The sequence below is a fragment of the Halomonas sp. SCS19 genome, from assembly GCF_040147015.1.
Taxonomy (GTDB): Bacteria; Pseudomonadota; Gammaproteobacteria; order Pseudomonadales; family Halomonadaceae; genus Halomonas; species Halomonas litopenaei.
In genome coordinates this window covers 2,618,029-2,641,006 of record NZ_JAMSHN010000001.1, presented here as the reverse complement: position 1 = coordinate 2,641,006, position 22,978 = coordinate 2,618,029, and the positions used below count along the sequence as shown (strand labels likewise).

Genomic DNA, 22,978 nt, shown 5'->3' with positions numbered 1-22,978 from the left:
TGGGCAGGCAGCTTTCTGACAAACCCCAGCCCTAACCCTTGAGCCGGAACTGGCGGACTCTGACTCCTGTCAGCCCCAGCCAGGCGAAGTACGCAAGCCCACCGGCCGCCACCAGCGCCGCCATCCACAGCACACGAGGCATGAGCCCCCAGCCGAGCCACTGGTGCCACTCCGGCGCCAGCAACACAAGCACCAGGCCCATGGCCACACAGCCGCCTCCGAGCTGCACGGCAAAGCGCCCCCAGCCGGGCTGGAAGCGCAGCACGCCCTGCCTGCGCAGCAGCCAGGCCAGCATCCCAGCATTGAGGAAGGCCGACAGCGCGGTGGCCAGCGCCAGCCCGGCGTGGGCCAGTGGCCAGATCAGGATCAGGTTGAACACCATATTGGCGACCATCGCGATGATACCGACCTTGACCGGCGTCTTGGTGTCCTGGCGGGCAAAGAAACCCGGCGCCAGCACCTTGATCAGCATGAAGGCGACCAGGCCGAGGGCATAGGCACGCAGGCTCATTGCCGCCATCACGATATCGTTGTCGGTCATGGCGCCGTAATGGAACAGCGTGATCAACAGCGGCTCGGCCAGCAGCGCCAGCGCCAGCGCCGCTGGCAGCCCCAGCAGCAGCACCGCTCGCAGCGCCCAGTCCAGCATCTGGCTGAAGTGCTCGGTGGACGCCTCGGCGTGGCGCCGCGACAGCGCCGGCAGGATCACCGTACCGATGGCCACGCCGAACACCCCCAGTGGCAGCTCCACCAGGCGGTCGGAATAGTAGAGCCAGGACACGCTGCCCGCCGCCAGCAGCGAGGCCAGGATGGTATCCAGCAGCAGATTGATCTGCGACACCGAGACTCCGAACAACGCCGGCGCCATCAGTCGAAGGATGCGCCGCACACCCTCGTGGGCGAAGTTGGGCCAGGGCCGGGGCATCAGCCCGAGCCTCACCAGAAAGGGCACCTGAAACAGCAGTTGCGCGGCACCGGCGATCAGCACGCCCCAGGCCAGCGCCATGGCCGGCTCGCTCATCATCGGCGTCAGCACCAGCGCCGCACCGATCAGCGACAGGTTCAGCAGCACCGGGGTGAAGGCCGGTACCGCGAAGCGATTCCAGGTATTGAGCACGCTGCCGGCGAAGGCGGTCAGCGAGATCAACAGCAGATACGGGAACGTCAGCCGAAGCATGTCGGTGGTCAGCGCGAGCTTGTCGGGATCTCGCGCAAAGCCAGGAGCAAACACCCAGGTCAACCAGGGCGCGGCGACGATAGCCAGGGCGGTAATCAGCGCCAGCACCGCCGCCAGGCTACCGCACACCGCATTGAGCAGTTCGCGTATCTCTTCGCGGGTGCGGGTGGTCGAGTACTCCGACAGCACCGGCACGAAGGCCTGATTGAAGGCGCCCTCGGCGAACAGCCGACGCATGAAGTTGGGGATCTTGAAGGCCACGAAAAAGGCGTCGGCGCCCTGTCCTGCACCCAGCAGGGTGGCGATCACCACGTCGCGCACCAGCCCCAGCACCCGGGACAGCATGGTCATGCTGCTGACCACCAACCCAGAGCGCATCAGGCCCCGACGCACGGGCGCCTTGGCGCCCCCCACCGAGGTGCCCGCTCCCTGCTCCAGGGCCTGATCAATGTCCTCATCCGAGGCCTGCTGTCGACGCTCGTCGGTCACGTCACTGATTCCTTGCTTGCGGGTTCCCTGCTCAATTCCCGGCTCGTTTGTCCGGCCCTCTTGTCCCACTGACATTCCCCGCCCTGTGGCTCTCCATCGCCCGGAGAAGGGCGACGAAGGGGCACCGGGGCGCCGCGGGTCATCAATTGGCAGGCACAAAAAAACCGGCCGTAGCCGGTTTTTCGCGTGCGCGACACGGACGCATCCGCGTCACGCCGAAAGCGCGGGACCGGCTTACGCAGCCAGCGCCTTGATGCGCTTGTTCAGACGGCTCTTGATGCGAGCGGCCTTCTTCTTGGACAGGGTGTCCTTGTCGGCGATGCGGTCGATGACCGGCTGTGCCGCCTTGAAGGCGTCCATTGCCTGAGCGTGGTCACCGCTGTTGATCGCCTTGATCACGCGCTTGACGTAAGTGCGGACCATGCTGCGCTGGCCTGCCTTCAGGACACGACGAGATTCTGCCTGACGGGCGCGCTTACGGGCTTGCTTGCTGTTAGCCACTGACTGTCTCCTTGGAGAAAGTTGTCGTCACCGTCGCACGATGACTTGATAACGTATTGATCCAACAGGGAAATAAAAAAATCCCCGTCGGCCTGGCCATCTGGCCGACCGCCATCGCAAGCACTGTCGCGAGGCAATCGTTACGGGCCGTGTCTGAGAGGATGGCGCATCCTATCATGTCAAGGTACTGCGCGCCAGCCTTTTAGGGCCTGGCGCGCCTGGCTCACTCCACCGACCCTGTGCCCGGCCAGCGGCGGCCAGCGCAGCGGTCATCGCGCCACTTGTCCCAACGCCACGGGCGCCTCAGGTCACCCCAGACGTCGCCGCCGCCATCATCACTCGAATCACTTCAGCTTCGACTGGATCATCTGCTTGACGAAGCGCTGACGCTCCTGCAGCCGCAGCCCCTGGATCGCCTCCGCCAGATCATGAGCCTCTTCGCCCACGTGCCAGTAGAGCTGACGGCGAGTGCTGATCGCCTGGTAGGCGGCCTCCGCCACTTCCTTCGGGCCCAGAGTAATATCCTGCTCCGTGCACACCATGGAGTCAGGGTTGTTGGAGTTCATCGGTGTATTGATCAGACCGGGTTCGATGATCCCTACATAGATACCATCGGACTCCAGCTCGATACTCAGCGACTCGCCCAGCGACGTCACGAAGGACTTGGTCGCACCGTACACGCTGAACATCGGCAGCCCGGTGATCGCCGACGCCGACGACGTCAGCAGGATGGCGCCTGCCTCGGACGCCATCACGTAAGGCAGCGCTTCCTTGATGATGTAGATCGTGCCCATGGCATTGATCAGGTTCATCATCTCGTACTTTTCGAGCTCGACGTCCTTGAACAGGCCACTCGCCTGAATCCCGGCATTGGAGTGGACGACATCGATCACTCCACCGCAGACGGTGGCGAACTGCTCGATGGCGTCATGCACACCGGCACGACAGGAGACATCGCACTTGTAGGCAAACAGGTTCGCCTGCCCTTGCGCCTGCAGCTCGTTCAGCGCCTTGACGTTGATATCCAGGCCACCGACCTTGAAGCCCTTCTCCAAAAACAGCTTGACGACCTCAAAGCCGACGCCGGAACCAGCACCCGTTACCAGAATAGACTTCATCGACAACGCTCCCTCTTCTCCAAAGACCGCTGAGACCACGCACCAGGGCACGCTTCAGCTTCAAGGCTCACGCAACAGGACAGATGTCGCGCATGCGCCGCCGACAGCGGCTGCTGTCGGCGGCGCATAAGAGCACGGAGAAAAGACGGGAACCATATCCCTAAAGAGAGGCGCCAGCAGCAACAAGAAGCGCGCTACTGCCCTGGGTCAAGCCAGCACCACAAGATTGTCGCGGTGAATCAGCTCCGGCGCTTCCATATAGCCGAGCAACTCACAGATGCGACCGCTGGGCTGGCCGAGAATCTTGCGCGCGTCCTCGGCGTTGTAGTTGACCAGCCCCTTGGCGATCCGCTCACCCTGCTCGTCGACGCACAGCACCATATCGCCGCGCGCAAAGTCACCCGAGGAGGCCTTGACCCCCACCGGCAACAGCGACGAGCCACTGCCGCGCAGCACCCGTACCGCGCCGGCGTCCAGGGTCAGGGTACCGCGCACCTGCAGCTGGCCGGCGAGCCAGCGCTTGCGCGCAGCGATGGGGGCCCGGTCCGGCGTCAACAGGGTGCCCAGCCGCTCGCCATCGGCCAGCCGCTCCAGTACCCGGGGCTGGCGACCGCTGGCGATCACCGTGACCGCCCCGCTGCGCGCGGCCAGGCGCGCCGCGCGCACCTTGGTGGTCATGCCACCACGGCCCAGGGCGCCGCCGCCGCCGGCCACCGCCGCCAGGCGCGCATCGTCGGCGCGCCCCTCCTCGATCAGCCGGGCGCTGGGGTCATGACGCGGGTCGGCGTCGAACAAGCCCTCCTGGTCGGTCAGGATGACCAGCGCATCGGCCTCGAGCAGGTTGGCCACCAGGGCGCCAAGGGTATCGTTGTCGCCAAAGCGGATCTCGTCGGTGACCACGGTGTCGTTTTCGTTGATCACCGGCACCACCTTGAGGTCCACCAGCGTGCTCAGCGCCGAGCGCGCGTTGAGGTAACGCTTGCGATTGGACAGATCGTCGTGGGTCAGCAGAATCTGCGCGGTCACCAGACCGTGACGACCGAAGTGATTCTCGTAGGTTTCGGTCAGCACGTTCTGCCCCACCGCCGCAGCGGCCTGGAGCTCTCGCACCGATGACGGGCGAGCCCGCCAGCCGAGACGCACCATGCCTGCCGCCACGGCCCCGGAAGACACCAGCACCACCTCGATGCCGCGACTCGCCAGGGCGGCGATCTGATCCACCCAGCCACCGATGGCGGGGTCATCGAGGCCACGCCCGTCGTTGGTCAACAGGGCGCTGCCAATCTTCACCACCACCCGTCGCGCGCTGGACAGGGCGTCACGCCCCGGGACCCGCTCTCCGCTGTGCATCCTTTTCTCGCCCCGCTGCTCTGGCCGAACGGGGAGGCTGTCGACTCCCCTGACGACCGCTATTGAACGTATTCGACCTCGACGTCGTAGTCGTCGTCATCGAGATCGTCATCGTCGTCTTCGTCACGCTTGCGACGACGACCCAGGCGCGCCTCTGTCCTGGCCACCGCCTCATCTTCCATGCGCCGGCGCATCTCCTGCTCGCGCTCCATGGCCTCTTCATCCTCGTTCTCGAGGGTGCGCTGCTCGGTCAGCCAGCGATGGGCCGCCTGCACCAGTGCCTCGGTGCCGACGTTGGAGATCGCCGAGATACGAAAGACCGGGCCTTCCCAGCCGAGTCGACGCACGATCTCGTCGGCGGCAGCCTCACGCTCGTCCTCGGGCAGCAGGTCGAGCTTGTTGAGCACCAGCCAGCGCGGGCGCTCGGCCAGGGTCGGCGAGAACTCGCCCAACTCATGGATGATCGCCTCGGCGGCTTCCACCGGATCGGACTCATCGAACGGCGCCACATCCACTACGTGGAACAGCAGGCGGGTACGCGTCAGGTGCTTGAGAAAGCGCAGCCCCAGGCCGGCACCGTCGGAGGCACCCTCGATCAGCCCCGGCACGTCGGCCATGACGAAGTGCTCGTGCATGCCGAGCTTCACCACTCCCAGGTTCGGCACCAGGGTGGTGAAGGGGTAGTTGGCCACCTTGGGCTTGGCCGCCGACACCGAGCGGATCAGCGTCGACTTGCCGGCGTTGGGCAGGCCCAGCAGACCGACATCGGCCATCACCTTCATCTCCAGGCGCAGGTTGCGCCGCTCACCTTCGGTGCCCGGCGTGGTACGCCGTGGTGCCCGATTGGTGGAGGACTTGAAGTGAATGTTGCCGAGCCCACGGCGACCGCCCTGGGCCACCTGCACCACCTGGCCGATCTCGGTCACGTCGGCGATCACCTCGAGGGTATCCTCGTCGATCACCGTGGTACCCACGGGCACCTTGACGTGGAGATCCTCACCGGCGCGGCCGCTCATCTGGCGACCCTGGCCGGGCTGGCCGTTCTGCGCCTTGTAGAAGCGCTGATACTTGAAATCGATCAGCGTATTGAGGGCATCGTCACCGATCAGGTAGACGCTGCCACCATGGCCGCCATCGCCGCCATCCGGGCCGCCCTTGGGCACGTACTTCTCGCGCCGGAAGCTCAGGCAACCGTTACCTCCGTTGCCTGCCTCCACGATGATCGAGGCTTCGTCGACGAACTGCATCTATCACTCTCCTGGCGGATGCTTTCCACCATGATACAAGAAGGCCCCGCGCTTGGCGGGGCCTTCCGGGGCCTGTCGGCAAGCGAGTCACGCTCGCCGGCGGCCCATGGCGTTCGGGCGGTCTCAGGCAGAGACGACGCTGACGAACTTACGGTTCTTCGGACCCTTGGTCTCGAACTTGACCACGCCTTCGTCCAGAGCGAACAGGGTGTGGTCCTTGCCGATGCCAACACCGGTGCCGGCGTGGAAACGGGTGCCACGCTGACGCACGATGATGTTACCCGGGGTCACGGCCTGGCCACCGAACAGCTTGACGCCAAGGCGTTTGCTTTCACTGTCGCGACCGTTACGTGTGGAGCCGGCTGCCTTCTTATGAGCCATTGCAAAGTCCTCGCTCGTTGAGGGAATAGTCCGCTACGCATTCGCCCGAGGGCGAGGCGTATTTAGGCAGAAATTCCGGTGATTTTAACTTCGGTGAACCACTGACGGTGGCCCTGACGCTTCATGCTGTGCTTGCGGCGACGGAACTTGATGATAGTCACCTTCTCGCCACGGCCGTGGGCGACGATTTCGGCGCTGACCTTGGCACCCTCGACCAGCGGGGCACCAACGGTGACGTCGTCATCGTTGCCGACCAGCAGAACCTCGTCGAACTCGACGGTATCGCCGGTGGGGATTTCCAGTTTCTCGAGCTTGAGAGTCTGGCCTTCCTGAACGCGGTACTGCTTGCCACCGCTCTTGATCACTGCGTACATGCTGTTTCTCCAGAAACTCATCAGGGTTGGCTCTTGATCGACCTGCTTCGAGTGGCGCCCCTTTTGGCAGCCATCTGACAGGGAGCATGGATGAGTGGGCCGCGTATTATAGCGACACCCTCGCGTGGGCACAACCCGACAACCAGCGTCAAGTGGCGAGACCGGAAAAAACCCCGCGCGAGGCCGCCGCCGGGCGCTAATCGTCTTGACGCCCCCATGGGCGGCCCATAGCATGACCGGCAACCCAAGGCCCACGGCCTCCCTCACCTCCAGTCGAAGCCGCCTTCATGTCAGTCAACGCCACCCCGTCACCATCAGCAGCTCCTTCGCCGATTCACGCGGTGGTCGCCGACGACTTCGCCGCCGTCAACCAGACCATCCTCGACCAGCTCGCCTCGCGCATCCCGCTGGTGGAGACCATCGGCCAGTACATCATCGAAAGCGGCGGCAAGCGTCTGCGCCCCCTGCTGGTGCTGCTGGCGGCACGCGCGCTGGAGTATCAGGGCGATCGTCACATCACCCTGGCGACGCTGATCGAGTTCATGCACACCTCGACGCTGTTGCATGACGACGTGGTCGACGAGTCGCACATGCGTCGCGGCAAGGCCACCGCCAATGATGCCTGGGGCAACGCGCCCTCGGTGCTGGTCGGCGACTTTCTGTATTCGCGCTCGTTTCAGATGATGGTCGAGGTCGGCTCCATGCGCATCATGGAGGTGCTGTCCGCCGCCACCTGCACCATCGCCGAGGGCGAGGTTCAGCAGCTGACCAATGTGGGCAATCCCGACACCGACGAGGCCGCCTACTTCGACACCATCCTCGGCAAGACCGCGATGCTGTTCGAGGCCGCCTCCCACAGCGGCGCCATCCTGGCCGGCGCCGACGAACGCCAGGAACAGGCGCTGGCGCTGTACGGACGCTACCTGGGCCTGGCGTTCCAGCTGGTCGACGACCTGCTCGACTACGAAGGTGACGCCAAGGCCATGGGCAAGAACGTCGGCGACGACCTGGCCGAAGGCAAGCCCACCCTGCCGCTGATCCAGGCCATGGCCGCCGGCACCCCCGACCAGGCCCGCCTGGTGCGTCGCGCCATCCGCAAGGGCGGACTCGACCACCTCGACGAGGTGCTGGCCATCGTCAAGTCCACCGGCGCACTGGACTACACCCGCCAGAAGGCCGAAGAGATGGCCGCCAAGGCCCTGGCCGAACTCGACCATCTGCCGCCCTCGCCCTACCGCGACAGCATGGCCGAACTGGCCCGCCTGGCGGTGGAACGCAAGACCTGAAAATCACCGGGCAAGTGCCCTCAAGTGACGGGGAAGCTGGAAAAAAGTGGCTGACTCGGGCTCGCGAGGGTTGCATCATCCACACGGATCCGTATACTACGCATCCGTTGAGGGACACACCTCAAACATCGGAGTATAGCTCAGCTTGGTAGAGCGCTGCCTTCGGGAGGCAGAGGTCGTAGGTTCGAATCCTGCTACTCCGACCAAGAATTTAGTAAAGACGGCCACTTAGCTCATCAGAGCGGTGGCCGTTTTTCGTTGGACGCCCCCCTTCACCTCCCCACGTCTTGCAAGTCCGTCACCGCTGACCCACTCTTTCTAGATGCTCGACGCTGCACAATAAAGGCAGCGTCATACGTGGAGATCATGGATTCGATCTCGCCCTCCCCTAACCGACAAGGACCTCTCCCATGGAATGGATCTCCAGCCACGGTACCTTTCTGCAATTCATGACCAGCCTCGGCACTTTGGCGGTCTGGATCTTCTACGCTCAGTTGCTCTACGCCGGCTTCCGTCGCCAGCGGCGCCCCAAGGTGGTCATCAATCAGGTGATGGGCTTGTCCACCCAGGGCCGCTGCCTGATCAGCAACATGAGCGCCGAGGGCATCCATATCGAGACCGTCCAGGTGTGGCTGCACGAGAAGTGCGGAATACGCCGCTGCACCGTGTCGGAGGTGGATACCGACGAAAACGGAGATACCCCCACCTCCATCTCCAGGGGGACGCTGCAGGGTCCACTGCCATCTAACGCCCACCTGGATGCCGGCGAAATCGATAGTCTGGTGCGCCGGGCACGCGCCGCCGACATCGAGGACGAAGACAACACCCTGTGTGAGGGTGAAGACAGCGACTACGTGCTCGAGTTGCTGGTGCTGTACATCTACAGCTCCGCCCCCGGCATCATGGGGGCCAGCCGCTCCTTTGTGTTCGACGACAACGGACAGGCGCGCCCCCACCACCTGGAAACGCAACAACTCAGGGGCTACCGCGACCGCAAGCGCATGGCGCGCATCTATCGCAACTATCTGGACCGCTAATCCGTCGCCCGTCCAGGCTGCCCTTCGCCACCGCCGAGAAACAGTAATGTCTCGGCAAATAGCTGAGGGGCATGCTTTTCCAGATTAAGAAAGTGCGATCCCTCTCCAATCACCACATAGCGCTTTTCCTCAGCTGCCAGCTCTGCGAAAAGCCCTCTGGCATCAGCGTCGGTCGCCGTAGGGTCGTCATCGCCGCGAATAACCAGCGTCGGTACGCTGATGCGCGAAGCCTCATAGATCGGTCGCGCATTGAAGATCTCCCACAGATCAACCAGAACGCCGTTAGGCGCCTTGACGACGTCGGAATCCTCGGCGGGCTCCATAGCCAGCATCTCGTCAAACCAGCGGTCGAAAACCGCCCGATCACGCCACTGTTCAAGTGCCTCGGGCGGGATCTGGTTGGCCCAACGCTGGTCTGCCTGCTCTCGATTCACTGTCCGGTAGGCGCCCACGTCGGCCAACTTGCCAGGATCATTCGCATCGGCCAGGCTGCTGGTCCAGTTCTGGTTACGATGGCTATAGACCGGCGCGAACAGCACCAGGCGATCCACCTTTTCATCGTTACGCGCCGTGTACATGCCACTGGTGACGGTACCCCAGGACCAGCCCACCAGATTGACCCTGTCGACTTCAGTGCGCTCGCGAATGAAATCGATGACACCCTCCATATCGTCGATGACCGTCTCTGCCCGCGCGAAAGGTGCGTTGTCTTCAGAGGGCTGCGCCATCACCTCCGGCCGAGTCGAATTGCCATACCCCCGCTGATCAAGGTAGTAGGTGGCAAAGCCTGCCTCCGCGGTGTGATCCATCCAGCTCTTGCCGTCTGCCAGGTCGGTGTCGAAGGAAATGCCGGGATAGGTGGCACCGTGAACAAACAGCACCGCCTCGGACATGTCGGCGGGCGACACTCCATCAGGCAGACGCTCCCTGACATAGAGCTCGATGGCATCGTCCACAGAGCTCTTGATGCGGTGCTCCTGCATGACGGTTTGAGCCAGAAGCGACATCGGGGCAAGCATAGTGGCGAACGTAGTGAAAACGAGGGCGGTTCTGCACGAGGCGAGCATGAGCATCTCCTTGTCATTGGCGGTCACTGAACCGACAGGAGAAGCATAGACGGCGAACTCAGCGGCAACCGCTAGACCTTGGGCAAGGGCCGGAGCGCCCGATATGCCAGCCATCCGCTGCCCCTTGGCATGCGCTTCGCCCCTGTCTCCCGAGGCCTGGCCGGCAGCGGAAGACGGGGGCGATAAAGGCGTTGATGGACAGCGTGTGCGACTTACGATGCCACGCTCAATTGAACACCGACAGCAATACCAGCGACAGCTGCGGTACGTAGGCGATCACCAGCAAGGTCAGGATCATCACGATCACGAAGGGCACGATGCCCTTGATCACGGTGCCAAGCGAGGCATTGCCGATGCGCGAGGCCACGAACAGATTGATCCCCAGCGGTGGCGTGATGAAGCCGATGGCCAGGCTGACCACCATGACGATGCCGAAGTGCACTGGATCGATACCCATGGAGGTCGCCACCGGATAGAGAATCGGTGACAGCACCAGAATCGCCGGGGTGGTATCCATGACGCAGCCCACCAGCAGCAGCATTACCAGGATGACCAGCAGCAACACCGCAGGGCTCGACGAGAACTGCAGCATGAAGTCGGCGATCGCCACCGGGATCTGCTCGATGGTCAGGATGCGGGCGAAGGTCGAGGCGCAGCCCAGGATCACCATCACCGTGCCGGTGGTGGCGCAGGACCCAGCGATGGTCTTGAAGATATCCCGGGGCGACAGCTCGCGATGGATGAACACCCCACAGACAAAGGCGTACACCGCCGCCACCGCCGCCGCCTCGGTGGGAGTGAAGATGCCCGCGTAGATGCCCCCCAGGATAATCACCGGATTGAGCAGCGCCCACTTGGCCTCCCACACCAGGCACAGGGTCTTGCGCCCATCGAAGGGGGTATCATCGCCCTTCCAGCCCATCTTGCGGGAATAGAAGTAGGCGTAGGTGATCAGCACCAGACCAATCAACAGCCCCGGCAGGACACCGCCGAGGAACATGTTGGAGATCGAGGTGCCGGTGGAGACCCCGTAGAGCACCATCGGGATCGAAGGCGGAATGATCACGCCGATACTGCCGGCCGCCGCCACCAGCGCCAGCACGAAGGACTTCGAGTAGCCGGCCTCGAGCATGGTCGGCACCACCATGGACCCCACCGCTGCAACCGTGGCCGGGCCCGAGCCCGATACCGCGGCAAAGAACATGCACACCACCACGGTGACGATGGCAAGCCCCCCGGTGAAGCGACCAAAGAAGGCCGAGGCCACCCCGAGAATCCGCCGCGACACGCCGCCGGCCCCCATCAGGTCGCCGGCCAGAATAAATAGCGGTATGGCCATGATCGGAAAGCTATCGGTGGCCGATACCAGGGTCTGGGCCACATAGAGCTCGGACAGGGTGCCGAAGGACAGGATGGTCACCACACAGGACAGACCGATGGCGATGCCCACAGGGACGTTCAGGATCAACAATACCACCAGGCTCAAGAACAATACCGTCGCGGTCATCTCACACCTCCTTGTCGTGTACGGCGTCGGGATGCGCAAGCCGCCAGCGAATGCTCTGCACCTGGCGCAGGGTGGTCAGCGCAAAGCCGACGAAAGGCGCCGCGTAGACCACCCACATGGGAACACCGATGGCCGGGGAGGCCTGGCCGAGCATCAGCTGGCGCTCTATGACCGCCCAGCTGGTCCAGACCACATAAAGCGCGAAGGCCAGAAACAGCAGGTCCCCCAGGATGACCACCCAGTGACGCGCCGAGCGTGGGAACAGCTTGAGCGCCGCGTCGATCTTGATATGCCGCATTTCCCGGGCGCCGTAGCTGATCCCAAGATAAATCAACCAGATAAAGAAGTAGCGCGCGAGCTCCTCGGACCAGGACAGCGACGCGCCCATGATGTATCGCATGAACACCTGCACCGCGAGCAATAGCGTCATCGCGGACATCAGCGCCACGCAGATCGAGATCTCCGCGTACTCATCGAGCCATCTCACAAGTTTCATCCGCTCTCTCCCTGGCAGCGGGGTGATGACAGAAGTCGGCAAGGCTACAGCGAAGCGCCCGCGTGCGGCGGGCGCCTTCTGGCCTCATCGGGTCATGGCTTCAACAGCTCGTCGAGGTACTCGGGATGCTCCATCTTCGATTTGACCAGCGAATAGATGTCGGCCTCGACGGCGGCATCACGCCACAGCTCCTTCTGCTCCGGGGTAATCTCGGTCACCGTCACCCCCTGATCGGCAAACTTGTCGAGGATCTCGCCTTCCAGCTGCTGGGAGCGCTCGCGCTGGTAGGTCGTCATCTCGTCGATGGTGGCGTCGAGTGCCTCACGCAGGGAGTCGTCGAGGGCGTTGTACCTGTCGAGGTTCATGAACACCAGGTAGGGCGTATAGACGTGCTGGGTCAGCGACACATGGTCCTGCACTTCCTGGAAGCGATTGCCGTCGATGATGCCCAACGGGTTTTCCTGGGCGTCCACCGTCCCCTGCTGCAGCGCGGTAAACAGCTCGGTGAAGGCCATCGGTGTCGGATTCGCACCGTAGGCGCGCCAGGCCGCCAGATGGACCTCATTCTCCATGGTCCGCACCTTCATGCCGTCCAGATCAGCCGGTTCGGCCACCACCTTGCCGCTATCGGTGAAGTTGCGAAAACCGTTCTCCCAGAACGCCAGCCCCTTGAGACCCTTGCTTTCCAGCGACTCGAGGAGCTTGTCGCCGACCTCGCCGTCCAGGGCGCTGTAGGTGGCCTCCGTCGACAGGAACAGGAAGGGAGCATCGAACACGTACAGGTCCGCAAACAGCGTGGCCATCGGACTGGTCGAGGAGATACCGATGTCGATATCACCGAAGATGGTGCTTTCCACCACCACCCTGTCATCGCCTAGCTGGTTATCCGGGAACAGCGTGATCTCGAGCTCGCCGTCGGTCCGCTCTTCAACCAGGCGCTTGAACTCGACACTGGCGTCCTTGGCCGAGGTCGAGGTCACGCTGGACATGCGCAGCGTTTCGGCCTGAGACAGCGCCGGGGTCATCGCCAGTGCCGCGGCGATCAGGGACAGCTTCATTCTGGAGAGTCTTGGCATGAGGTCTTCCTTTGTTGGTGTTGTTGGCATTGAAGAGCACGGGCAGCAAGGCGCCCGTCGTCACAGCAATCCTGCATCCGCTTCTCGAGGGTTCGTCACGCGAGCCGATTGACGGCCCAGTACACAGCCTCCCCTCTGGCAAAGCGCACCGCCTCCTCGGCCACCTTGCGCTTGAGCTCGGCAGCCGCGTCCTCGGAATACCAGGCCATGTGCGGTGTGATCAGACAGCTTGGCTGGGCCCACAACGGGCTATCGGGTTCCAGCGGCTCCCGTTCAGTGGTGTCGAGTCCTGCTCCGGCGACGTGACCGGAGGCGAGCGCCTCGGCCAGTGCCACCTCGTCGATGATCCCGCCTCGTGAGGTGTTGACCAGCAAGACCCCGGGCTTCATCGCGGCCAGTGTCCCTGCGTCGATCAGGTGACGGGTGTCCTCCGTCAGCGGGCAGAACACCGCCACCACGTCGGCCCGTCCGTAGAGCGAATCGAGTTCGACGGCTTCGATATAGTCGGTGCCATCCTCGGCACTGGGGCGGTAGAAGGCGTCGTAGCCGATGACACGGAAACCGAGGGCGTTGACTTTCCGAGCGTACAGTCGACCAATCCGTCCCAGGCCGATCAGACCCACCGTCTGAGTCGACTGCCGCCGCAATGGAATGGCTTCGACGTAGTCCCAGCGACCCTGGTGACAGGCAAGGTTCATCGGCACCAGCTTGCGCGTGAGCGCTAGCGTCAGCGCCAGGGCATGGTCGGAGACCTCGTTCATGCCGTAGTCGGGTACGTTGCATACCTGCACCCCGGCGTCGGTGGCCGCCTCGAGGTCCACGTTATTGACGCCGACACCGTAGCGCACGATCAGCTTGAGTCGTGGCAGTGCCTCGAGCACCCGACGGGTGAAGGGGGCGTACTGGTTGAGCGCGATGTCCACGTCAGTAAGCTGATCGACCAGATCCTGCTCGCTGCGACAGGCCAGCATCGGTGCGTCGAATCCAGCGGAAGCCAGGATGTCCCGCTCGATGTCATGATCGGCGTGATCCAGATCGGAGAAGACAATGTTCATGGCAGGTGTCCTTTTCAAGATCCCAGGCAACCACTGTCCACAGGCGAAACGGCCTCTCTGACATCGTCAGAGACAGGTGATGCCAGCATCATCGGTGGTCCTTTCATGTCATCCCCGGCGCTGCAGGGGCCGGTATCGACCAATACGTCCATCTCACGCTCCGGTGTGGGTGGTGGCTGCCAGGCACAGAGCGTCACGCGCGATCGCGCCTGGACGCGATGCTGCTTGCTAACTTTCACCACGAAGGGCCCGCGAGATGGTGTCGGCGGTGCGTTTTACCTGGGGGCCCAGGGCTGCCATGCGGTCTCTCGGCATAAAGCTGATGACACTGGTGACACTGACGGCGGCCACGGCGTTATCGACATGATTCTTGACCGGCGCCGAGACACAGCGGATGCCGTACTCGTTTTCTTCCCAGTCGAAGCTCCAGCCGCGCACGTCGGCTTCCTTCAGGTCGCGACGGACCTCCGCGAATGACTTGAGTGCAGGAGCATCCTCGCGAGGCCTGGCTACCCGCTGCACGGCGGCATAGTAGGCAGGCCAGCTGGAGGGATCCTTCGATGCCAGCATTGCCTTGCCCAGGGCAGTGGCCAGCGCCGGCATGCGCCCTCCGGTGCGCGAGCGCATCTCAAGAGTCCGCTTGCCCGGCAACTTGCACAGGTAGAGCACATCGCCACCGTCGAGCACCCCGAAGTGCACGGTATCCCGCGTCTGTTCGGCCAGCGCCTCAAGGTACGGCCTGGCAATATCGACCAAGGGCTGCTGCTCCGCCGCCCGTTCGCCCAGCTCGATCAACTTCGCCCCGAGGTAGTAGCCCTTGTAGGGCACCTTGTGCAGGTAGCCGTCTCTGACCAGGCAGGACAGGGAACGGGCCACCGTACTGCGGGGGAGCTGCATCGCCTGGGACAGCGCCTTGATCGTGGAAATACCACGCCCGACGCACTGCAGCACTTCGAGCCCTCGACTCAGGGTCTGGGTGCCGGAGCGGTCTTTTGGGGGAATCAGTTCATCCATGGCGCCTCCTTGATTCATCCCATTCAAGGCAAGGCCCCATACACGGTCAAATAGTCAACCAATCCGCCACATAGTGAGTCACTTGAATAAGTAACTAACGGAAACAGCAACAAAAAACCGCCAACTTCGTGAAAGTGGCGGTGGCAGAAAAAACAACGTCTCACCGATCAGTACGTCATCGCCGATATCTCTTGCAAGACATCTCCTGATGACTCAACCAAGGTCGATATCAGCTCGGGCAATGATGCGCACTTCAGGCAATTTATTTAGCTTGAGGGAACCGTCTTTACTCCTGCACCTTTCATCCAGGTGACGCTTACACCGGCTGATGCTTGCACTCAGGGTCACCAGTGGTGCGCTTGAGCGGAGTCGAAGAAAAAAATGTGGCGGTCTCAACGAGTTATTATCGCTATTGGGGAAAGGCCAAGCTAGCTGTCGACAACGTGCCTTACCGAGGTCGAGAGGGCGGCACCCCGTCTCCTACCGTTCCCCGCAACCGCGGGTCTCAGCAGTATGGCTCGGCACTCCTTCTCCTCGTGTCATTACGGCGAACACCTACTCCCCGCTGTCCTGATGAAACCGTTCCGGTACCTGATAGCGCGTGCTGCGGCCACCTCCTGGAAGCTTTACCAAGCAACCCTTCTCGACCAGCCCTGCGAGATGACGGGTGGCAGTTGCCTTACTGACCTTGGCGACTTTCTGGTACTGCGACGCACTGATGCCGTGTTCGAAGCCTCTCTCACCGCCATCCAGCAGGCGGTTCAACACCTTCACCTGCTCAGGCAACAGGCCGGCCGCCCTGAAGTGCTGCCAGAAACGGGCCTTGGCCAACGTCCGATCGACCTTCCCCAGGACATCCAACAAGGTGGCATCCAGCGTCTCCAGGAACCAGACAAGCCAGGCCGTCAGGTCAGGCGTGCCACACTGGTTCGCTTCCAGGCGCCGATAATAGTCAGCGCGGCGCTCCAGGATGGCAGCCGACATGGCATACAGGCGGATACTCTGCTGATCCGCCTGCGCCAAGGCGCGATCAGCGATAGCCCGGGCAATTCGACCATTGCCGTCTTCAAATGGATGCAGTGTTACAAACCAGAAGTGTGCCAGGCCCGCTCGAACCAGGGGATCCAACTCGGGGTCATGACGGCTGGACGCGAACCAAGTGAGGAACTGATCAACCTCATGTTCCAACCCCTCTCGCGGCGGCGCTTCGAAATGCACCTTGGGTCGATCGAGGCGACCCGAGACCACCTGCATGGGCTCCACTCCGCGCCACTGCCCGGGCCTTAACGTCGTAAGCCCCGCGTCAGCATCAGGGAACAACCACCGATGCCACTGAAACAGCCTGGTGGTGTCCAGCGGCGTGTCAGGCTTGAAGGTGGCATCCAGTATCAACTCCGCCAGGCCTTCAGCACGTGGTGAGGTAGCCCCCTCCGGCTCCTCCACACCAAGGCGTCGGGCCAAGGAAGAGCGAACTGACACCACGTTCAGACGCTCTCCCTCGATGGCCGAAGAGGTAACGATGCTCTGCAGTAGCGTATCCAGGGCGGCTCTTGCCTCAGCGTCCTGGTCATCCGCGGATGTCAGAGCCCACGAGCGTCCCAGCAAGATGCCGAGATCCCTCCAGCATGCCTGGACCCGCGGCTGAATCTCGGCCGCGTGCCAGGTGAAGTTCGGCCAGTCAGGATGCTGCCAGATCCATGTCGAGGCGTGATCGGTCATGCCAGGCCTCCAAGAAGGCGGAGGAGCCGAATGACAACGATATTCGACTCGCATTGTGAGCCGAATAATGATTGGTTTCGGCTCAGCTGGCAAGTCTGGGAGTCATAAGGCCTCGGCGACCATGAGGACAGGTTTCAGATCAGGCCACCCAATCCAAAGGTGGTCAAAGGTGGCCCTCATGGCGGCCCGGGGAGCGATGCCCCGCTGCATGAGGCGGCGTGCCGTCCACGAATACAGGGCATGGGTAAGACCGGCCAATAGCCCCAACAGCAAGCCGTGGATCAGGTCCGATCGGCGGATGGCCTATGGATAACGCGACACGGCGTACTTCTTCCTGAAGATCCGCGCCGCATTTCCCGGCAAAATGCGATGAACCCAAAAAAAGCCCCCGAGTCTCCTCGGGGGCTGCTGTGCTGACCGCCAGTTCAAAGGGGTCTGCCATCGCCGGACCTCAGGCCGGCATGTCGTTGGCCTTGGCGTCGCGCGACCAGACCCGGTGGCCACGAATCGCCTCCTGGAAATCGGCGTAGAGATCGTCCACGGTCTGCGCCGAGAACACGCCGTCTTCCGGCACCTCGATGCCAGCCGCCTGCAGCACATTGGCACCGTCGCCGAGTGCAGCGATCGGCTTGAGGTGCTTGTAGGCCTCCTGCACGTAGTAAAGCCCCAGGCCGGAACCCGCCAGCGCCTTGACACTGTCATCGCCAGGGGCCACCGCCACGGCGTCCAGAGTCACCGACGGCAGTCCGTTGAGCATGGCATCCGGGGTCAGGGTGCCGCCTTGAACGGTCGCCACGGGCGCCATCGACGGCGCGATGATGAGCCCCTGGGCCCCCTCGGCTTCCAGGCGCTTCTGCAGCGCTTCCACCTGGTCACCGTCGACCCCGTCGGCGGCCAGGATCGCCACCTTGCGATAGCGAATATCCGGCTGACCGCGATGCATCAAACTAAGCGCCGAGGAGGCGTCCAGCGACGTGGTGCCCAACTCTTCCGAGGGTGCCGGCGGATGCTCCGGCGGCTTGACACCATGCACCTCGCCTACTCGGCGCGCGAGCTCCATGTCGATATTGGGCAGGATCTCCTTGATCACCCGCTCACGGATCCACGGACGCTCGACCTTGGACAACTCGAAGGCGTAAGCGGCGATGATGTGCTCTTTCTCGACGTCACTCTGGCTATGCCAGAACAACCTGGCCTGGGAGTAGTGGTCGCCGAAGGACTCGCTGCGCGCCCTGACCTTGTGGGCATCGATGCGCTCCTGATAGCTCTCGAAACCGCCGTTTTCTTCCGCCGGCGGGGTCTCCCGGGGCCAGCCATCCTCGATCGAGTTGGGTTCGTAGGAAACCTGGCCCTTGTTGATGGTCTGACGGTGCGGAGCGTCGCGCTGGTGATTGTGGAACGGGCACACCGGCTGGTTGATCGGGATCTCGTGGAAGTTCGGGCCACCCAGACGCAGCATCTGGGTATCCAGATAGGAGAACAGGCGCCCCTGAAGCAGCGGATCGTTGCTGAAGTCGATGCCGGGCACCACATTGCCGGGGTTGAAGGCGACCTGCTCGGTCTCGGCAAAGTAGTTGTCCGGGTTGCGATCCAGCACCATCTTGCCGATGGGAGTCACCGGCACCTGCTCCTCGGGAATCAGCTTGGTCGGATCGAGGATATCGAAGTCGAAGGCATGCTCGTCTTCTTCCTCGACCACCTGAATGCCGAGCTCCCATTCCAGGGCATCGCCATTCTCGATGTCGCCCCACATCTCGCGGCGGTTGAAGTCTGGATCACGACCCCACAGCTTCTGGGCCTCGTCCCAGATCAGCGAGTGGGTGCCCGCCAGCGGCTTCCAGTGGAATTTGACGAAGCGGGCCTTGCCTTGTCGATCGATCAGCCGGAAGGTGTGGACGCCGAAGCCTTCCATATAGCGGTAGTGCCGCGGGAAGGCCCGGTCGGACATGGTCCACAGCACCATATGGGCGCTCTCGGGCATCAGCGAGACGAAGTCCCAGAAGGTGTCGTGGGCCGACTGCCCCTGGGGAATCTCGTTGTGGGGCTCGGGCTTCACCGCGTGCACGAAGTCGGGAAACTTCATCGCGTCCTGAATGAAGAACACCGGCATGTTGTTGCCCACCAGGTCCCAGTTACCCTCGTCGGTGTAGAACTTGGTGGCAAAGCCGCGCACGTCGCGCACGGTGTCATTGGACCCGCGCCCGCCCTGCACGGTGGAAAAGCGCACGAATACCGGCGTCTTCTTGCCGGTATCCTGAAACAGTCCCGCCTTGGAGTACCTTGCCGCCGCCTCATAGGGCTGAAAGTAGCCGTGGGCCGCCGCACCGCGGGCATGGACGATACGCTCGGGAATGCGCTCGTGATCGAAGTGATTCATCTTCTCGCGGAAGATGAAGTCTTCCATCAGCGTCGGGCCGCGCTCGCCGGCCTTCAGCGAATTGTGGTTGTCCGCGATCCGGGTGCCCTGGTTGGTACGCAGGTCATGCCCGGTCGCATCACTGCGGTAGGTCTCGAGATTGTCGGACTTGCTGTTGGCGTCGGTACGACGCTCAGTGTCATGAGCCTCGTCTCGATTCGGTTGGGTGTACGGATTCTTCGCCATGACAAACACTCCGTTGTTTGCTCGGGAAATGAGCCTTCCACGCCACCAGGCGTGGGCCGTCATCGGTCCGGTCGGCGCCAACTACCAGTCACACCGCCAAACAAGCCATTCCCTTATAGGCAAGAGATCTGCAACTCTCAAACCTCCATCTCGGCACCTTACGTGCAAAACATCAGAATATTTCTTCTATATCAGTAAATTAAACCCTATACACAAAGTTAACAAAAGTTAGACATTTACATTCCAACACCTGCATTACATTGTCTTACGACACAACCTCGGCGCGTGCTAGCTGCACTTGTTCAACCAATACTGATATTTTTCCGCTTCGGCACTGATCGCTCTGCTGCCGACAACGATATTGCTCATCATCAAGACATCAGGGAACGACATATGAAAAGGATCATGCTGGCCGCCATCATTGTGGCGGCCGCCCTTCTGCAGGGATGCGCCACCAGTCGTAGCACCGTGGACGTACAGACACCCAATACCGGGACAGTCAGCCAGGCACACACAGGCCCCAGCCTGTACATACGCAACGTCACTGATCAGCGGCACTTCGAGGAGGCCCCCCGCTCCGCCGACATTCCATCACTGGGCTTCGAGGGCGCCGAGGCGGCGACGGACGAGCTCAAGTCCCGGGCCATCGGACGCAAGCGCAATGGCTACGGCAAGGCGCTCGGCGACGTGCTGCTGCCGGAAGACAAGACCATCACGGAGCTGGTGCGCGTCTACGCCAGCGAAGGCTTCGAGGACGCAGGCTGGAATGTAGTCAACAGCGCCGACGCCAGCGACGACGTGACCACCGTGGATATCGGTGTGACCCGCTTCTGGACCTGGGTCAAGCCGGGCTTCTGGGCTATCGCCCTGAACACCGATATCGAGACCGAGTTCACCTTTTCCGACGCACGACAGCTGGAACCGATCCACGCCCACTTGAAGGATCGCATGCAGATGGTGGTCGACAGCGATTGGGCGACCAGCAATCAGCTGACGCTTGAAAGCTATCGCCAGGCCATCGCCCAGAAGGCGACGCCCTGATCAGGCACGAGCTGTCAGCCTCGCTGCGCCGATGCCCGGCCACTCGCTCGGCATTGACGTACACGGACAAAAACGGGCCGCCTCGGTGGCCCATTCTGGTTCGACAAGAAAGTCAGGTTGTGCCTTTGCAGCAGCTCGCACCCCGAATAGCGCCGACGGACTACCACCGAGGCCTCCTACACCACATGCGACCGCTGTGATCTGGACAGCAATGAAACACGCCACCATGTCGTCCCACATATGTCGCATCTTAAAGCCCTGTTTGATGTGGCTTTGGTGTCTGATCTCGGTACTTTCCGGAGCAACTTTCCTTGAAAGGCCTTATCGAGCCCAACCTTGCTTACACCGCGCGCCTATCGACATCTGCACCAATCAGAAAAAAACGCGACCAAACACCCCTTTTTCGACGTAATACTGATAATTAACGTGCTTGGATAGGTGCAGATTTAGCGGTAAAATTTACCTTTTCGCTCAGGCGGATTTTAAGCATGGAACAACTACGCCTAAGTGAATGGCTTGGTTGGGATCCTCTCCGCGAAGAAAACGCGACGAAGGATGCCCGACTACTGCCCTCAGACAAGCCGGGAGTCTCGCTACCGGCCATGCTCCGGCGCCGACTGGACAATGCCGGTCGGGCCACCTGCGATATTCTTGCAGGGCTCGATCCCGAGGCGCGTTGTCCCTTGATCCACGCATCCCGCCACGGCGACGCCAACTTTACTCTGTCGATGCTGAAGGCTCTGGCGAATCAGGAACCGCTCTCGCCTACCCGCTTTTCGATGTCGGTGCACAACGCCACCCTGGGCGTCCACGCCATCGCCAACCATCACTACCGCCCGCTACAGGCGCTCGGCGCCAGCGGCAACGAGTTCAACGCCTTGCTGTGGGAAGCCCGTGGCTACCTGGCCGAGGGCCATGAAGCGGTGGTCATTGTGTTCAGCGAAGGGACGCTTCCCGGCGACTATATCGACTGCACGCCGCACCCGGGGCACGCCTGCGCGGTGGGCCTGCGACTGTCACTGACCCAGGGCTGGGCGCTGGTAACCGAGGACGCCACGCCAGGGGCGGCTCCGACGCCGCTCGACGTCATCGACTGGCTTGGTGGCTGCAGTCCACGTCTCGCCGCCGCCCCGGGCTGGCGCCTGGAGGAAGCATGACGCTGGACCAGTGGCGGCGCGGCATCGGCACCTTCCTGTCCTTCACTGCCTTCGGCATTGGCGGCTTGATCATCGGCCTGGTGGTGGCACCGCTGCTGCACCTGGGGATGCGCGACCCGATGCGTCGCCAACGCCTGGCCAGGCGTCTGATCCAGCGGGTCTTTCGCGCCTTCATTGCGCTGATGAAGGGCCTCGGGGTACTCGACTATCGCCTGGAAGGTCGTGGGCGACTCGCCCGTGGCGGCCGTCTGATTCTGGCCAACCATCCGTCGTTGATCGATGTGGTGTTCCTGCTGGCCTATACCCCCAACGCCGACTGCATCGTCAAGGGCCGACTCGCCACCAACCCCTTCACCCGCGGGCCGATCGGTGTCGCCGGCTATATCACCAACCGCGATCCCCAGGCACTGCTCGAGGCCGCGCGGGACAGCCTTGCCCGGGGCAATTCGTTGATCCTGTTTCCCGAGGGCACGCGCACCACGCCCGGTCGCCCGATAAAGTTCCGCCGTGGTGGAGCGAACATCGCCCTGCGCACCGGCAGCGCCATCACCCCGGTGCTGATCAAATGCTCGCCCACCACCCTGACCAAGGGTGAGCCCTGGTATCACATCCCCCGGCGCAAGGTTCAGATGGACCTGCATATACTCGACGACCTGCCGCCAGAGCCGGCGTCAAACCAACCGACCAGCCAGCAAGCCCGACAACTGACGCGGGAACTGAGCCACTACTTCAACAGGGAACTGGAGCGCCTCCACCATGAACCAAAGCGTACCGCTGTCGCTTGATTTGAAGCACATGATCATCGACACCCTCGAACTCGAGGATGTCACCCCCGAGGACATCGACGACCATGCGCCGCTGTTCGGCGAGGGCCTCGGGCTCGACTCCATCGATGCCCTCGAACTGGGGCTGGCGCTGCAGAAGCGCTACGGCGTCACCCTTGACGCCGAGGCCGAGGATACTCGCCGCCACTTCGCCAGCCTGGCGGCGCTGCAAGCACTGGTGGAGGAACGCCGTGTCAACTGAAGCCGCCATCAGCCGTGAGCAGATTCTCACCCACGTGCAACGTACCCTGGTCGAGCTGTTCGAAGTCTCTCCTGCCGAGGTAACCCCGGAGGCCCGTCTTTACGAAGACCTCGACATCGACAGCATCGACGCCGTCGATCTGGTGGTCGAACTCAAGCAGTTCACCGGTCGGCGCATCGATCCCGAGGCCTTCAAGTCGGTGCGCAGCATCGATGATGTGGTCAACGCCGTCGATCAGCTGATGCGCGACTGAGCCCG

At 62.6% G+C, this 22,978-nt stretch carries 22 protein-coding genes and 1 tRNA gene; 8 read left to right on the top strand and 15 right to left on the bottom strand.

Annotated features, from left to right (window positions below; all coding sequences use genetic code 11):
• Positions 1 to 31 precede the first annotated feature (31 nt).
• The 7 genes from murJ to rplU form a co-directional block, all read right to left on the bottom strand.
• Positions 32 to 1,555, bottom strand: a complete 1,524-nt coding sequence (gene murJ, locus NFH97_RS11605; protein ID WP_124805193.1) for a murein biosynthesis integral membrane protein MurJ — start codon at positions 1,553 to 1,555, stop codon at positions 32 to 34.
• 345 nt (positions 1,556 to 1,900) lie between these two features.
• The gene (gene rpsT / locus NFH97_RS11600; RefSeq protein WP_045994444.1) at positions 1,901 to 2,167 is read right to left on the bottom strand and encodes a 30S ribosomal protein S20; all 267 of its coding nucleotides are present in this window, start codon (positions 2,165 to 2,167) and stop codon (positions 1,901 to 1,903) included.
• Positions 2,168 to 2,511: 344 nt separating this feature from the next.
• Positions 2,512 to 3,285, bottom strand: a complete 774-nt coding sequence (locus NFH97_RS11595; protein WP_349624835.1) for an SDR family NAD(P)-dependent oxidoreductase — start codon at positions 3,283 to 3,285, stop codon at positions 2,512 to 2,514.
• 207 nt (positions 3,286 to 3,492) lie between these two features.
• On the bottom strand, positions 3,493 to 4,635 hold the full coding sequence (gene proB, locus NFH97_RS11590; protein WP_108133521.1) for a glutamate 5-kinase: 1,143 nt from the start codon (positions 4,633 to 4,635) through the stop codon (positions 3,493 to 3,495).
• Between the two features lie 59 nt (positions 4,636 to 4,694).
• Positions 4,695 to 5,882, bottom strand: coding sequence for an Obg family GTPase CgtA (cgtA, locus tag NFH97_RS11585; RefSeq protein WP_108133520.1), 1,188 nt, complete (start codon positions 5,880 to 5,882; stop codon positions 4,695 to 4,697).
• A gap of 123 nt (positions 5,883 to 6,005) precedes the next feature.
• A complete protein-coding gene (gene rpmA, locus NFH97_RS11580; protein WP_045994440.1) occupies positions 6,006 to 6,263 on the bottom strand; it encodes a 50S ribosomal protein L27 in 258 nt (85 codons plus the stop codon).
• A 62-nt stretch (positions 6,264 to 6,325) separates the two neighbouring features.
• Positions 6,326 to 6,637 (bottom strand): 50S ribosomal protein L21, encoded by a 312-nt coding sequence (gene rplU / locus NFH97_RS11575; RefSeq protein WP_045994439.1) that lies wholly within the window; start codon positions 6,635 to 6,637, stop codon positions 6,326 to 6,328.
• Between the two features lie 287 nt (positions 6,638 to 6,924).
• On the opposite strand from rplU, the gene ispB reads away from it, so the two are divergent.
• The 3 genes from ispB (at position 6,925) to NFH97_RS11560 (ending at position 8,960) form a co-directional block, all read left to right on the top strand.
• A complete protein-coding gene (gene ispB, locus NFH97_RS11570; protein WP_124805119.1) occupies positions 6,925 to 7,923 on the top strand; it encodes an octaprenyl diphosphate synthase in 999 nt (332 codons plus the stop codon).
• 129 nt (positions 7,924 to 8,052) lie between these two features.
• A tRNA-Pro gene (locus tag NFH97_RS11565) sits at positions 8,053 to 8,129 on the top strand.
• A 204-nt stretch (positions 8,130 to 8,333) separates the two neighbouring features.
• The gene (locus NFH97_RS11560; RefSeq protein ID WP_213230446.1) at positions 8,334 to 8,960 is read left to right on the top strand and encodes a hypothetical protein; all 627 of its coding nucleotides are present in this window, start codon (positions 8,334 to 8,336) and stop codon (positions 8,958 to 8,960) included.
• Here the strand turns inward: NFH97_RS11560 and NFH97_RS11555 are convergent.
• The 8 genes from NFH97_RS11555 to katE all read right to left on the bottom strand — a co-directional run bounded on the left by NFH97_RS11555 (position 8,957) and on the right by katE (position 19,496).
• Positions 8,957 to 10,141, bottom strand: a complete 1,185-nt coding sequence (locus NFH97_RS11555) for an alpha/beta hydrolase (RefSeq protein WP_349623001.1) — start codon at positions 10,139 to 10,141, stop codon at positions 8,957 to 8,959. The two genes, NFH97_RS11560 and NFH97_RS11555, sit on opposite strands and share 4 nt — an antisense overlap.
• A 112-nt stretch (positions 10,142 to 10,253) precedes the next feature.
• On the bottom strand, positions 10,254 to 11,534 hold the full coding sequence (locus tag NFH97_RS11550; protein ID WP_108133517.1) for a TRAP transporter large permease: 1,281 nt from the start codon (positions 11,532 to 11,534) through the stop codon (positions 10,254 to 10,256).
• 1 nt (position 11,535) lies between these two features.
• A complete protein-coding gene (locus NFH97_RS11545; RefSeq protein WP_045993609.1) occupies positions 11,536 to 12,030 on the bottom strand; it encodes a TRAP transporter small permease in 495 nt (164 codons plus the stop codon).
• Positions 12,031 to 12,122: 92 nt separating this feature from the next.
• The gene (locus NFH97_RS11540) at positions 12,123 to 13,106 is read right to left on the bottom strand and encodes a DctP family TRAP transporter solute-binding subunit (protein ID WP_071211131.1); all 984 of its coding nucleotides are present in this window, start codon (positions 13,104 to 13,106) and stop codon (positions 12,123 to 12,125) included.
• 95 nt (positions 13,107 to 13,201) lie between these two features.
• Positions 13,202 to 14,161 carry a C-terminal binding protein gene (locus tag NFH97_RS11535; protein ID WP_124805122.1) on the bottom strand — a complete coding sequence of 320 codons (960 nt, stop codon included), beginning with the start codon at positions 14,159 to 14,161 and terminating at the stop codon, positions 13,202 to 13,204.
• Between the two features lie 228 nt (positions 14,162 to 14,389).
• Complete coding sequence (locus NFH97_RS11530; protein ID WP_071211132.1) at positions 14,390 to 15,175, bottom strand: IclR family transcriptional regulator; 786 nt, start codon at positions 15,173 to 15,175, stop codon at positions 14,390 to 14,392.
• Positions 15,176 to 15,730: 555 nt separating this feature from the next.
• Complete coding sequence (locus NFH97_RS11525; RefSeq protein WP_349624834.1) at positions 15,731 to 16,894, bottom strand: Fic family protein; 1,164 nt, start codon at positions 16,892 to 16,894, stop codon at positions 15,731 to 15,733.
• Between the two features lie 451 nt (positions 16,895 to 17,345).
• Positions 17,346 to 19,496 (bottom strand): catalase HPII, encoded by a 2,151-nt coding sequence (gene katE / locus NFH97_RS11520; RefSeq protein ID WP_213230428.1) that lies wholly within the window; start codon positions 19,494 to 19,496, stop codon positions 17,346 to 17,348.
• Positions 19,497 to 19,889: 393 nt separating this feature from the next.
• Between katE and NFH97_RS11515 the strand changes: the two genes are divergently transcribed.
• From NFH97_RS11515 to NFH97_RS11495, 5 genes are all read left to right on the top strand, one after another.
• On the top strand, positions 19,890 to 20,537 hold the full coding sequence (locus NFH97_RS11515) for a YajG family lipoprotein (RefSeq protein WP_124805126.1): 648 nt from the start codon (positions 19,890 to 19,892) through the stop codon (positions 20,535 to 20,537).
• 488 nt (positions 20,538 to 21,025) lie between these two features.
• Positions 21,026 to 21,694, top strand: a complete 669-nt coding sequence (locus tag NFH97_RS11510) for a beta-ketoacyl synthase chain length factor (protein ID WP_349624833.1) — start codon at positions 21,026 to 21,028, stop codon at positions 21,692 to 21,694.
• Positions 21,691 to 22,479 carry a lysophospholipid acyltransferase family protein gene (locus NFH97_RS11505; protein WP_222517071.1) on the top strand — a complete coding sequence of 263 codons (789 nt, stop codon included), beginning with the start codon at positions 21,691 to 21,693 and terminating at the stop codon, positions 22,477 to 22,479. The genes NFH97_RS11510 and NFH97_RS11505 overlap by 4 nt, the downstream gene beginning before the upstream one ends.
• Positions 22,451 to 22,720, top strand: coding sequence for a phosphopantetheine-binding protein (locus NFH97_RS11500; protein ID WP_045993617.1), 270 nt, complete (start codon positions 22,451 to 22,453; stop codon positions 22,718 to 22,720). The genes NFH97_RS11505 and NFH97_RS11500 overlap by 29 nt, the downstream gene beginning before the upstream one ends.
• The gene (locus NFH97_RS11495; protein WP_213230422.1) at positions 22,710 to 22,973 is read left to right on the top strand and encodes an acyl carrier protein; all 264 of its coding nucleotides are present in this window, start codon (positions 22,710 to 22,712) and stop codon (positions 22,971 to 22,973) included. Before NFH97_RS11500 ends, NFH97_RS11495 begins: the two co-directional genes overlap by 11 nt.
• Positions 22,974 to 22,978 lie beyond the last annotated feature (5 nt).